Below are 12,507 nucleotides of genomic sequence, written 5' to 3' on the forward strand. Positions count from 1 at the left end.
ACGATTTTCTTGGGACTGCCGGATTGCGTTGCGCGAATCCCCTGCTATACCGCTGCTTTCCGCTTACCTGCGCTCGTTCGCAGGAGTGAGCATACGGAGACAGCCATGCCAGACAATAGTGCGCCCGCCTCGGGATTCCAGTACAGCGTCGCCAATCTCAAACCGGTCGAATCCAACAAGATAGCCCTCACCTTCCCCGACGGCGCAAAACGCGAATTTCCCAAAAACATCACCGGCCTGGATATCGCCAAGGGCATCTCGCCCTCGCTCGCAAAGCGCACGGTGGCGATGGCGCTGGACGGCGTACTCACCGATCTCGCCGACCCCATCGAGCACGATGCAAAAATCGAATTCATCGCCCGCGACGACGCGCGCGCGCTGGAGCTGATCCGGCACGACGCGGCGCACGTGCTGGCCGAAGCCGTGCAGACGCTGTGGCCAGGCACGCAGGTCACCATCGGCCCGGTGATCGAGAACGGCTTCTATTACGATTTCTTCCGCAACGAGCCGTTCACGCCGGAGGATTTTGCCGCGATTGAGAAGAAGATGCGGGAGATCATCGCGCGCGACAAACCCTTCACCAAGGAAATCTGGACGCGCGAACAGGCAAAGCAGGTGTTCGCCGACAACGGCGAGATGTTCAAGGTCGAACTGGTCGACGCGATCCCGGCCGACCAGACCATCACGATCTACAAGCAGGGCGACTGGTTCGATCTCTGCCGCGGGCCGCACATGACGTCCACCGGCAAGATCGGCAACGCGTTCAAGCTGATGAAGGTTGCAGGCGCCTATTGGCGCGGCGACAGCAACAATCCGATGCTGACGCGGATCTACGGCACCGCGTTTGCCAAGCAGGAAGACCTAGACGCGTATCTGAAGCAGATCGAGGAAGCCGAGAAGCGCGACCACCGCAAGCTCGGCCGCGAGCTCGACCTGTTTCACTTCCAGGAAGAAGGTCCCGGCGTGGTGTTCTGGCACGCCAAGGGCTGGACCATCTTCCAGGAGTTGATCGCCTATATGCGCCGGCGCCTCTTGGGAGATTACAGCGAAGTCAACGCGCCGCAGATCCTCGACAAGGCGCTGTGGGAAACCTCGGGCCATTGGGAGTGGTATCGCGAGAACATGTTCGCCGCGCAATCCGCCGGCGACGAGGCCGAGGACAAGCGCTGGTTCGCGCTCAAGCCGATGAACTGTCCGGGGCATGTGCAAATCTTCAAGCACGGCCTGAAGAGCTATCGCGATCTGCCTTTACGACTGGCCGAATTCGGCGTGGTGCATCGCTACGAGCCGTCAGGCGCGATGCACGGCCTGATGCGGGTGCGGGGCTTCACCCAAGACGACGCCCATGTGTTCTGCACCGAGCAGCAACTCGCCGACGAGTGCCTGAAGATCAACGATTTAATCCTGTCGACCTATTCGGATTTCGGTTTTGAGGGCGAGCTCACGGTCAAACTTTCGACCCGGCCGGAAAAACGCGTCGGTACGGACGAGATGTGGGACCATGCCGAGCGCGTGATGGCGACCGTACTTTCGGAGATCCAGGCGCAGGGCCACAACCGCATCAAGACCACGATCAATCCCGGCGAAGGCGCGTTCTACGGACCGAAGTTCGAATACGTGCTGCGCGACGCGATCGGCCGCGACTGGCAGTGCGGCACCACGCAGGTCGACTTCAACCTGCCGGAGCGGTTCGGCGCGTTCTACATCGATGCCGATGGTTCGAAGAAAGCGCCGGTTATGGTGCACCGCGCGATCTGCGGCTCGATGGAGCGCTTCATAGGCATTCTGATCGAGCATTTTGCGGGCAATTTCCCGCTCTGGCTGGCGCCGGTGCAGGCGGTGGTCACCACCATCACCTCGGAAGGCGACGAATATGCCAAAGTCGTCGCAGCCGCCGCGCGGCGTGCCGGCTTGCGCGTCGAGATCGATCTGCGCAACGAGAAGATCAACTACAAGGTCCGCGAGCATTCGCTGGCGAAAATCCCGGCGCTGCTGGTGGTCGGCAAGAAGGAAGCCGAGACGCACTCGGTTTCGATCCGACGGCTGGGCAGCGACGGTCAGAAGGTGATGCCGACAAACGAAGCGCTGGCCGCGCTGGTCGATGAAGCAACGCCGCCGGACGTGAAGCGGGTGAAGCAATCGGCTTGAAAGGACACTTCAAGGTGTGTGGCCGTTTCCACGATACTGGGTCGGCGAGACACCGAGGCGGCGGCGGAAGCAGCGGTTGAAGTAAGGGACTTCGTTGAAGCCGCAGGCATACGCGATCTCGCCGACGGCGGATCGGTGATCGACTGGACTCATCAGCATGCTCCGCGCTTTTTGTAACCGCACCTCGAGCACGCGTTCGGTAAAGCTCGCACCCGTCTCCTGCAGCAGTTCTTGCACATAGCGCGGCGACACCTGAAGCTTCAGTGCTGCGCGACCTCGCCGCGTCGGATTTATGTCGGTGGTGACGTCTGAGGCCCCGGCGCAGGCTTAGACCACCCCCGCGACACCACGTCAGAGCACCCGGATGACCAGCCGATAGCGGCGACCCGACCCGGCTTTGCATCAGACACGAGCGACGTCTCGTGACGCCAGCTTTTAGAAGCTTAATAACCGACCTGGCCTTGTTATCACTGTGGATCTTCCGATATCAGGGATCAGCACAATCATTTGACTGCGATCCGGATGCAAGACGCCATCGAACTCCTGAAAATGCGCCGCTCGGTAAAACCGCGCGAGATGAGCGGCCCCGGCCCCTCGCCTGCCGAACTCGAAACTATCCTGACCATTGGCGCGCGGGTCCCCGATCACGGCAAGCTGACGCCGTGGCGCTTTATCGTATTCGAAGGCGACGCGCGCGTTCGCGCCGGCGAGGTCATCGCAAAGGTGTTCACGCTGAAGAATCCGTCCGCGCCGGCAGCCGATATCGAAATCGAGAAGCGGCGATTAACGGATGCGCCGCTGGTGATTGGGGTGGTCAGTTTCACCAAGCCGCATCCCAAGGTGCCGCCGTGGGAGCAGGAATTGTCCGCGGGCGCCAGCGCCATGAACATCGTGACTGCTGCGACGGCGCTCGGCTACGGCGCGTGCTGGCTGACCGGCTGGTTCGCGTTTGACCGCGACGTGCTCGATGGGCTCGGATTGAAAGCGGACGAAAAGCTCGTCGGCCTCATCCATATCGGCAGGCCGTCGAAGGCCAGCCAAGACCGCCCGCGCCCGGCGCTCGCGGATATCGTGACCCGGTTTTAGACGGTGTCGTCATTGCCGGGCATAGCAGTCTGCCTTGCGCAGACTACGTAAACTTGTCTGCGCTCCCGGCAATCCGTCCTTCACTGAAGGAAGACTCATTTGAAGAAGGATGAATACTGAAGAAGGATAGACGCCCGGATCATTTCCGATCAAGTCGGGAGCTGGCATCGAGGCATGCTCAATCGCTCACGCCGCCTTCGATGCGCGCCGACCAAATCTGGACAGCAGCTGTTCGATCTCGTTGGCGGGCCGGGCCGCACTGAACAGGTAGCCTTGCGCTTCGTTGCAGCCTTCGGCGCGCAGCCAGTCGAGCTGGTCGATCGTCTCCACGCCTTCGGCCGTCGTGGTGATGCTGAGACTGCGACCAAGGCCGGAAATCGCCCTCACGATCGCAACGCAATCGCTCCGCCGCGTAAGATCGTTCACAAACGAGCGATCGATCTTGATCTTGTCGAACGGAAAGCTTCTGAGATAGCTGAGGCTGGAATATCCGGTGCCGAAATCGTCCATCGAAATGCTGACGCCGAGTTCGCGCAACTGATGCAGGATTGCCAGATTGGCCTCGGTTTCGGCCAAGAAAAGCGATTCGGTAATTTCAAGCTCGAGCCGCGTTGGCGACAACCTGGATTGCGCCAATGCCGAGATCACCACCTGAACCAGGTTGCGGCTGCGAAACTGTACCGGCGACAGGTTGACGGCGACCCTGATCTCGGCGGGCCATTTTGCCGCCTCGGTGCAGGCTTCCCGCAACACCCACTCGCCCAGCGCGACGATCAGTCCGATGTCTTCGGCAACCGGGACGAAGTCCGCAGGTGAGATCATGCCCTTTTCGGGATGCCGCCAGCGCAGCAGCGATTCAAAGCCGCTGATTCGGTCGGCGGCGATATTCACCAGCGGCTGATAATGAAGTTCAAATTCGCCGTTCGCGAAGGCGCGACGCAGGTCAATCTCCATGTCGCGGCGTTTTTGCGCCTGCCGGTCCATTTCCCTCTCGAAGAACCGATGAACGCCGCCGCCGTCAGATTTGGCCCGGTACAGCGCCATGTCGGCATTGCGCATCAGCTCCTCGCTGCTCGCGCCGTCGCCAGGCGAAAGTGCAATGCCGATACTGGCGCCAACCACAACCTCGATGCCGTCGATGTCATAACAGGCGCTCAATATCTTGATCACGCGGGCGGCATAATCGCTCGCCTCCTTCGGCGAGACATCGGAGGCGAGGATAATCGCAAACTCGTCGCCGCCGAGCCGCGCAACGAGATTGTTGCCTCTGACTTCCGATCTCAACCGCTCGGCCACCAATTTCAACAAGCGATCGCCCATGGGGTGACCGAATGAATCATTGACCTTCTTGAACAGGTCGAGATCGACGCACAGCACCGCCACGCGCTTGTTTCCGGGTTCGCTCTGCTCCAGCGCCTGCTTGAGGCGTTCCTGATAAAGTTCGCGGTTCGGCAGATTGGTCAGGCCATCATGGTGGGCCATATGGGCGATCCGGGCCTCCGCCTTGCGCCGTTCGGTGATATCGACAACCGCCACGAGAAAACCGTCGCGACCCTCGAACGTGACGCGGCGTCCAAACGTCAGCACCTCGATCTCGCCGCCATCGGCCTTGAGATGGCGCCAGTTGCGGGTGGAATGATAGGTATCGCCGATCTGCTGCAGCGCCTCGGTATGGGTGACCCATTCATCCTGCGGCCAGATCTCCTGAAGTTTCATGCGCAAAAACGTCGCGCGGCTGTAGCCATAATGCTGTACCGCCGCGTCATTGACGTTCAGGAACCCCGTCGTCTGCGCATCGAACACCCACATCGGCATCGGATTGTTGTCGAACAGCAGGCGAAACGAGGCTTCACGTCTCCTGAGAGCTGTAACATCGGAGACCGTCAACGAAAGAATGTCTCCGAATGCCGTCGCGCCCAGCTTCAAGTTGCGATGATCGCTGTCGATCTCGAACTGATCGCGGCTGCCGCTCTTGATGACAGCGAATAGTCGTCCGATCACCTCCGGCGAGCACAGTAGATTTCCTCCCGTGCTGAGCCGGCGCCACAGCAATTCGGTTGACGGCAATTTAAGGAGCCGTGATGCGCCTTCGTTATGGTGGACGATCTGGAAATCGAACGGCTCGCCGCGGGAATCGCGAATCGTCGCAAGCGACAACACGCCTTCGTCGGTGGTGGAAAAAATCGCCTCGAGTAAATTGTACTGCAGTCCCCGCTCGTTGACGTAGGTTCCAATCAGCGTACCGCCCCAACGTGAGAGCGTCGGGAGCGCGAGGATGTCGTAGGTCTGGACCACACCATCGCGCACGCAGTGTGCGGCGGCGAGATAGGGACGGCAGTTCCGAAGCGCGCTGGTCGCGGCTTCGCAGAGTGCGGTTGCGCAATCGGGTGGCAGCGCGGTGATGGGAATGTCCCAACGGTCGTCGCCCAGCCATTTCTGTACGTAACGGCCGCTGCGCGACACTTCAAGCTGTTCATTGTTGCTCTTCAGCAGAACGATATGATCCGCCAACCGGCCGAGGCTGCCCAGCATCACCTCTTCATAGCGCGGAAGCCTTGCGCCCGGCTGCAGCGCGGCGTGCCACTTGCGCTGCAGAACCGGGACGTCATCGAACATTTCGGTATTGAGTTTCCCGGTGGAGTTTTTGGCGGCAATCATAGCTTTCCCACTATGCGCAAACGCGCTTACACCGCCTCATCCCATGCGGTTAAACTTAAGGTGATGTAAAAATTGCGGGGACGATTGAGCCGAACCGGCTAGTATCAGCGTTTAAGTCATTCGATGGTTAGTGCGGGTTAGGGACTATGACAGTCGTGGAAGCTGGAGCGGCCTCTTGGCCATGTCACGAAGCGCCCACCACGAGAAACTGCCCTAACGCGCGACAACCTCGACCTCGCCATCGACGCCGTTGACGACGTTGAAGGGACGCTCGTACATCTTGCCCTCGTTCTTGGCGATGGCGCGATATTCGCCTTCGGACAGTACGACGCGGGGGAACGCGCCGATCGATTCCTTGATGACGTCGCCACCCGGCGTAATTACCGACCACGCAGTGTTCGCCAGGGCTTCGCCGCCCCTGTCGCTGACCAGCTTGAGCGTGATGACGGCGGCGCGATGGGTAATGACGACGTCGGTCAGCTTGCCGGCCTGAACGCGGATATCCGAACGCACGACGGAATTGGCGTCGCCGTAGTTTGAAATGATGTAGTAGGTGCCGTCCGGCAGCAGCGCGACGTCGCCGGCGGCAACGTTCGGCACCAACGAGGCGCGGTCGCCACCTTCAAACTGACTGCCCTTGTAGATCGCGAACGAAATCTGGTTTGGGGGAATCCGGCTGGTGCCGACGCGGCCCTCGATGCGCAGGCCGCCCGCCGGAAGCAGGAAGGATTCGCGGTCGGTCTCGGATTTCAGGGTCACCGCCCGCACCGCGCTGACCAGTCCAAGGGCCACATGGACGACATAGCTGCCCGGCGGCAGCACGATGTTCGGCGTTGCGCCGCGGTCCTCGCGGATCAATTTGAATGTACCGGTCTCGTCCGGCCGGTCCGAAAAAACCCGCCACACCAGTCCGCCGGTAATGACCGGCAGGTCTTTGCCAAAGCGCGCCGTCAGCGACAGCACCGCCTGGCCGGGGCCTGGGGCCCCGGGAGGCGGGGCAACCGGCGGCACGGTAGCGGTGGAAGGTTGCGCCACCGGCGCGGGCAGACTGGGTACCGAGCCAGGACCGGAGGGCGGAGCCAGATTCATCGCCGGCGCCGAAGGTTCCGGAACCGCTGCAGGAGGCACCGGCGGCGGACGGTCCGAGAACATCTGAGCCGAGACGGAAGCCGGAATCACCGAGACCAGCATTACCGCGAGCGTAAGCGCCGACGGCAGGCGCCCGCCCTGCCCGGATCGACCGATGCCGTTAGCCCGTGATGTCATGGCGCATGCTTTTCACTGAAAACGCGGCAAATTCAAGCCTGCGGGCCTGCCACAGGTAACCCCGGAACCGGCAACAAACCGGGATGTTTATTCTCAAGGTCGCGCTCCAGTCACAATCCCTGCCTAGCCCCATCCTAGCCGCGGCATAAACCATGCCTGTGGTACATTCTGGCGGGGCCAAGCGGTAGCGCATAGTCTTGCGCTATCAGGAGATATCAGGTGCTGGACAGTTTGATTGGACGCGGCCCTAACGGTTCCAACGGCCGCGATAAAGTGGGGCTCGGCAGCATCCGGCGGCCGGTGATCGGGCTGGCGTTGGGCGGCGGCGCGGCGCGCGGATTTGCGCATATCGGCATCGTCCGGACGTTGATCGCCCACGGCATCTTTCCCAATGTGGTAGTCGGCACCTCGATCGGTGCGGTGGTCGGCGGCGCCTATGCGTCTGGCCATCTCGATACGCTCGAGGAATGGGCGCGCAGCCTGCAGCGGAGAAATATTCTCGGCTACCTCGATATCCGCCTCAACGGCTCAGGCCTGATCGGTGGCGACAAGCTCGCTGCGCAGTTAGAAAATGCAATTGGCGACGTTCTGATCGACGACTTGCCGCTGAAATTTGCGACCGTTGCCACCGAAATCCGCACCGGCCATGAGATCTGGCTGACGCATGGCCGCGTGGTCGATGCGATGCGCGCCTCCTATGCGCTGCCCGGGATATTTTCGCCGGTGCTGGTGGGCGATCGCTGGCTGGTCGACGGCGCGCTGGTCAATCCGGTGCCGGTGTCGGCGGCACGCGCACTCGGGGCGGAAATCGTGATCGCCGCCAACGTCTCAAGCGACGTGTTTACCCACAGTATGACGATTTACTCCCACGGCGCGCCGGCCGAACCGCCGGAGGCCGTGAGCGATCAAGCGCCGCCGAAACGGGGCCTCGGTAAGTTCTTTTCCGCCGAGCGCACCATGAAGCGCGAGTTTTTCGGCAGCGCGGCACGGCCGGGCATTTCCAGCGTCATGGTCGATGCCTTCAACATCATGCAAGACCGCATCACCCGCGCCCGACTGGCCGGTGATCCACCTGACCTATTGATCTCGCCCCGTGTCGGTCAAATCGGCTGGTTCGATTTCCACCGCGCCGACGATCTGATCGCGCATGGCGCGCGCGTCGCCGAGCGCGCCATCGACTCCATCCAGGAAGCGGTCCATGTCCTCGCGCCCGTGTCAGGCGAACCGGACGCAGCGGTCGACAAGATGCCCTGATCGGCGGGGGGAAAACCCCTGCTCTGCCGGTACTTGGCTTGTTTTGTTCGCGTGCAAGGTCAGGCCGTCTTGATATATTCCCGCAGCGCTTCCTGTTCCATCTCGTATTCCATGACGCGCCACTTGACGATGTCCCCGATCGAAATAAGGCCGACAACCCTGCCGTCCTCGACCACCGGCAGATGCCTGAATTTTCCTGATGTCATCGTTTCCATGATCGCGCCGACGGTGTCGGACTGCTTGCAGCTGACAACCTTGCGCGTCATCGCCGCGCTGACGGGTTCGTCCAGCACGGCCGCACCGCGTTCTCCGAGCACGCGCACAATGTCGCGCTCCGACAGGATGCCTTCGATTTCACCCTCGCTCATCACCAGTACGGCTCCGATCTTACGCTCGCACAGAATCTGGATCGCAGCCGAGAGCTTTACAGCCGGCTCGACGCTCTGAATCTGATGGCCTTTGGAATCAAGAATTGCACGTACCGTCATTGTCGTCTCCCTGAAGCCGATCGCGCTTCTTGAACGAACGCGATCTTTATTTCCTTGAGTCTTCAATCAACAGTTCGGCGCCGATTTCGTTGCAGGCGCATTCGGCAAGCGTGGATATCGCGCACGCTCATAGGCTGGTACCTTGCCTCACCGTGCGGCCGATGATGGATGAAATCGCCTTGCGCCGCAAGCGGCGATCAACCGCGATTCGATACGTCGGGCGATGACGCATCCGCAGCATTGCCGACGGCGCGCGGGACCGGATCGAACAGCGAAAACAACACCAGGCCGGCGAAAAATCCGCCGATATGCGCCTGCCAGGCGACGCTGGCGCCGTCTGCGCCGATCGCGATCGATCCGATGCCGAAGATAATGTTGACGCCGAACCAGACCGCAAGAAAACCCAGCACGCGCGGATCGCGCAACGCACGCATCAGCGACAGCGCCGGCACTCGCGCGGCGGCATCGGCATCGCCGCGGCTGAACGACAAAAAGCTGCCCTTTACGAAGGCGAACCGGATCGCAGCCGCCATCGTGCCTGACACCGAGGCGGAAGCGCCGATCATCGGCGCCACCGCGTGCTCATGAGTGACAAGATGCGCCAGCGCGCCAGCTGCGGCCGTCACCGCCATGAACACGAAAAATCTGGTCGCGCCGAACCGGCGCGCCAGGGCGCTGCCGAACGGCAACAGCCACAGCACGTTGAAACCGATATGGCTGAGATTAGCGTGCAGCAGCGAATAGCTCACAAAGGTCCACACCTTGGCGCCGGCACCGCCGGGGAAATTGATCGCCAGTAGCGTTGAATCGTAGCGCTTTGGAATGAATCCGAACGCGTCAATCGTCCAGTTTTCCAGTTCCGGCGGCAGCAGCACGTGCAGGTGAATGACCGCAAGCAGCAAGACATAGGCGGTCAAGGCGCCGGGCAGCGTCAGGATCGGTTCGCGCGCTACGTCCTGCGGGCTAACCTGCGGCAATTCTGGCGGGGATTCCAAGGGCTCAAGACCTAAAGCGAGCGGCTCACGCGGGTGATCGGCCCAAATAGGCGGCTTGGCCGTGCTGTGCAAGACGAGATCGCGGCAGGCTGCAGAAAAAGGCAGACTTCCGACCTGCCTTTTCCTGTCTCAGCTGACCTGCTTCACCAGCGAGGCAGATCATCCTTTCGCCAGCGGCACCGCGACGAACCGCGTCGCATCGGCTGTCTTCACTTGTATCAGGACACTGTGCTTGCCATTGCTATTGGCCTCCCTCAGCGCCGACCGTACGTCACCAGCGTTTGCGACCGCTTTGCCGCCGACGTTGAGGATAATGTCTCCGGTCTGCAAGCCGTGCTCCGCAGCAGGTCCTTCCGGATCGACTGAAGTCACTACGACGCCCTTTTGGCCTGCACCTTCGACGTCGCCCGCAGGCGCAAGACCGAGTCCCAGATGGGGAGCGCCTGCCGCGGCTTTCGGCTGCGCATCGCCCGCGTTTGCTTGATGCTCATTCGGCATTTCGGCCAGGGTCAGCGTCGTCGACTTGGCTTCGCCCTTGTGCAGCACATCGAGTTTCACCGAAGTTCCCGGCGCCATCATGCTGATGGTACGGGCCAGATCGCGCGAGTCCTTCACAGCCGCACCGTTGACGGCGGTAATGACGTCACCCGCCTCGATCCCCGCCTTGGCCGCCGGACTGCCGTCCTGTGGATTATCGACCATTGCACCTCTGGCCTGCTTCATGCCGAGGCTGTCGGCGATGTCAGCCGTGACCGGCTGCACTTGAACGCCGAGCCAGCCGCGTGTGATGTAGCCCTTGTCCTTGAGTTGAGCGACGACGAGTTTCGCCGTGCTGGCAGGAACGTCGAAGCCGATTCCGACCGAGCCGCCGGACGGTGAGAAAATCGCGGTGTTCACGCCGATCAGATTGCCGTTCATATCGAAAGCCGGACCGCCGGAATTGCCCTTGTTGATGGGCGCGTCGATCTGGATGTAGTCGTCATACGGGCCAGCGCCGATATCGCGTCCGCGCGCGGAAATGATTCCAGCGGTGACGGTGCCGCCGAGACCGAAAGGATTGCCGACAGCGACCACCCAATCACCGATGCGCGGCGGCTGGTCCGCGAACTTCACGTAAGGAAAGTCCTTCTTGCCGTCGACCTTGATCAGCGCGAGATCGGTCTTCTGGTCGGTGCCGACAACCTTGGCTGTATAGATCGTGCCATCGTCAGCCGTAACCTGTACGGAGTTGGCATGGTCGACGACGTGGTTGTTTGTAACTGCGTAGCCATCCGGCGAGATGAAAAAGCCTGAACCTTCGCCGGTGATAACCTGATGGCGATGCGGTACGGTGTTCGGGCTACCGAAACCGAATTGCCTCCAAAAAAACTGGCCGAACGGTGAACCGGATTGATCAGGATCCGTCCCATCGCTGTCGCGCTGGGAAACCGCTGTGTTAACGCCGTCGTCGTCGATTTTGACGCGGACCGATATCACCGCTGGCTTGACCTTTGCGACGAGGTCACCGAACCCTGCAGGAGCCTGAGCCGTTTCAGCCGCCTGTGCCGACGCAGTCCATGCCGGAAGATTTAGCGGCCGGTAACCGCCCGGCCCGACGACGAGCACGGCCATACTAAGACCCGCAACCGAAGCAAGCAGTGCGAGGCGGCGTGGCCTCAGGATTTTTCGTGGCGCGCGATCTGGCTCGTTTAATTGATCGTTCATGACAGCATCTCCGATGATGAGCGAAAGAAATCTCTCGATCAAACATAGAGAGCGCACCTTACGGGGCTCTGTTCGTCGGATTAATCTTTCGAAAGAACAAGAACGGCGAAGAGTCGCGGTCGCGCGGCTAACGAAAACTCTTGGTGAGCCGAAGTATGCCGTCGACTACGGATTCGTTGACAGGCCTCCGTCCGCTGCAAGCACGGCCGGCAAGCGGCCAGACCTAAAGTCGTTGCCGGGCCGACCAGCCACCAGGTAAAAAGTCCGTGAGTGGGACTTATGAAACGCGATGAAATTGATGATCTGTATAAGGGCACGCGGGTCGATCCACGATATCGGCGCCTTTAAAGAAAATATTCTCTCGCTTGCGATTTTGATCAACGGGCCGGCTCGACCAACCGCCAGGAAACTTCATTGCTGAGCCCATGCAGGAACTGCAGCGCCCGCTCCACGATCGGCATGACGTCCGCCGCCGGCGTTGTCGGCTCAAACAAATCGCTTATCTGGAGGGGAAATGAGAACTGACAAGAAATGGCGCCGCGAATGCGCGCTCGATGTCTATACCGGGTCGTTCGGACTTTTCCTTTTTGTGTCACCGTGGCTTCTTGCGTACGCTAACGAAGCGGCACGCATTGACCTTTGGGCCAGCGGCGCCGCGGTGGTCGCGATTTCGATCGCGGCAATCGTCGCGTTTTCGGATTGGGAGGAATGGCTCAATCTCATGCTTGGGCTCTGGTTGATGGTATCGCCGTGGGCATTGGGGTTTATGCACAGCACGGCGATGCACGTTAGCATTGGGCTCGGCGCAATGGTTGCGTTCGTCGCAGCCCTTGAATTGTGGTTGGTAAAGTATGAGCCCCGATATGGTTTGAATCCGCCCCCGCGCTAGCAAGTCGAAGGGCGCCGCC

At 61.0% G+C, this 12,507-nt stretch carries 10 protein-coding genes; 4 read left to right on the top strand and 6 right to left on the bottom strand.

Annotation, left to right across the window (positions count from 1 at the left end):
- Positions 1-105: 105 nt before the first annotated feature.
- Positions 106-2,148, top strand: a complete 2,043-nt coding sequence (thrS, locus tag N554_RS0102540; protein WP_029582037.1) for a threonine--tRNA ligase — start codon at positions 106-108, stop codon at positions 2,146-2,148.
- Positions 2,149-2,157: 9 nt separating this feature from the next.
- Here the strand turns inward: thrS and N554_RS0102545 are convergent, their stop codons facing one another.
- Positions 2,158-2,400, bottom strand: coding sequence for a helix-turn-helix transcriptional regulator (locus tag N554_RS0102545; RefSeq protein WP_029582038.1), 243 nt, complete (start codon positions 2,398-2,400; stop codon positions 2,158-2,160).
- 270 nt (positions 2,401-2,670) lie between these two features.
- Here N554_RS0102545 and N554_RS0102550 point away from each other — a divergent pair, with 270 nt between their 5' ends.
- On the top strand, positions 2,671-3,234 hold the full coding sequence (locus N554_RS0102550) for a nitroreductase family protein (RefSeq protein ID WP_029582039.1): 564 nt from the start codon (positions 2,671-2,673) through the stop codon (positions 3,232-3,234).
- Between the two features lie 186 nt (positions 3,235-3,420).
- On the opposite strand, the gene N554_RS0102555 is transcribed toward N554_RS0102550, so the two are convergent.
- Both N554_RS0102555 and N554_RS0102560 read right to left on the bottom strand, forming a co-directional pair.
- Positions 3,421-5,892 (bottom strand): putative bifunctional diguanylate cyclase/phosphodiesterase, encoded by a 2,472-nt coding sequence (locus N554_RS0102555; protein WP_029582040.1) that lies wholly within the window; start codon positions 5,890-5,892, stop codon positions 3,421-3,423.
- Positions 5,893-6,105: 213 nt separating this feature from the next.
- Complete coding sequence (locus N554_RS0102560; protein WP_029582041.1) at positions 6,106-7,158, bottom strand: hypothetical protein; 1,053 nt, start codon at positions 7,156-7,158, stop codon at positions 6,106-6,108.
- A gap of 219 nt (positions 7,159-7,377) precedes the next feature.
- Here N554_RS0102560 and N554_RS0102565 point away from each other — a divergent pair, with 219 nt between their 5' ends.
- Positions 7,378-8,412 carry a patatin-like phospholipase family protein gene (locus N554_RS0102565; RefSeq protein ID WP_029582042.1) on the top strand — a complete coding sequence of 345 codons (1,035 nt, stop codon included), beginning with the start codon at positions 7,378-7,380 and terminating at the stop codon, positions 8,410-8,412.
- Positions 8,413-8,471: 59 nt separating this feature from the next.
- Here the strand turns inward: N554_RS0102565 and N554_RS0102570 are convergent, their stop codons facing one another.
- From N554_RS0102570 to N554_RS0102580, 3 genes are all read right to left on the bottom strand, one after another.
- Positions 8,472-8,900, bottom strand: a complete 429-nt coding sequence (locus N554_RS0102570; RefSeq protein WP_029582043.1) for a CBS domain-containing protein — start codon at positions 8,898-8,900, stop codon at positions 8,472-8,474.
- 197 nt (positions 8,901-9,097) lie between these two features.
- Positions 9,098-9,895 carry a rhomboid family intramembrane serine protease gene (locus tag N554_RS0102575; protein WP_029582044.1) on the bottom strand — a complete coding sequence of 266 codons (798 nt, stop codon included), beginning with the start codon at positions 9,893-9,895 and terminating at the stop codon, positions 9,098-9,100.
- A 159-nt stretch (positions 9,896-10,054) separates the two neighbouring features.
- Positions 10,055-11,599, bottom strand: a complete 1,545-nt coding sequence (locus tag N554_RS0102580) for a Do family serine endopeptidase (RefSeq protein ID WP_029582045.1) — start codon at positions 11,597-11,599, stop codon at positions 10,055-10,057.
- A gap of 514 nt (positions 11,600-12,113) precedes the next feature.
- Here N554_RS0102580 and N554_RS0102590 point away from each other — a divergent pair.
- Positions 12,114-12,488: an SPW repeat protein gene (locus N554_RS0102590; protein ID WP_029582046.1), complete on the top strand. Its 375-nt coding sequence runs from the start codon at positions 12,114-12,116 to the stop codon at positions 12,486-12,488.
- Positions 12,489-12,507: the final 19 nt, after the last annotated feature.

The sequence above is a fragment of the Bradyrhizobium sp. URHD0069 genome, from assembly GCF_000701345.1.
Lineage (GTDB): Bacteria > Pseudomonadota > Alphaproteobacteria > Rhizobiales > Xanthobacteraceae > Bradyrhizobium.

Coding starts and splice junctions, on each gene's coding strand:
- N554_RS0102550 (WP_029582039.1), top strand. CDS start 2,671: ATGCAAGACGCCATCGAACTCCTGAAAATGCGCCGCTCGGTAAAACCG.
- thrS (WP_029582037.1), top strand. CDS start 106: ATGCCAGACAATAGTGCGCCCGCCTCGGGATTCCAGTACAGCGTCGCC.
- N554_RS0102560 (WP_029582041.1), bottom strand. CDS start 7,158: ATGACATCACGGGCTAACGGCATCGGTCGATCCGGGCAGGGCGGGCGC.
- N554_RS0102570 (WP_029582043.1), bottom strand. CDS start 8,900: ATGACGGTACGTGCAATTCTTGATTCCAAAGGCCATCAGATTCAGAGC.
- N554_RS0102580 (WP_029582045.1), bottom strand. CDS start 11,599: ATGAACGATCAATTAAACGAGCCAGATCGCGCGCCACGAAAAATCCTG.
- N554_RS0102590 (WP_029582046.1), top strand. CDS start 12,114: ATGAGAACTGACAAGAAATGGCGCCGCGAATGCGCGCTCGATGTCTAT.
- N554_RS0102555 (WP_029582040.1), bottom strand. CDS start 5,892: ATGATTGCCGCCAAAAACTCCACCGGGAAACTCAATACCGAAATGTTC.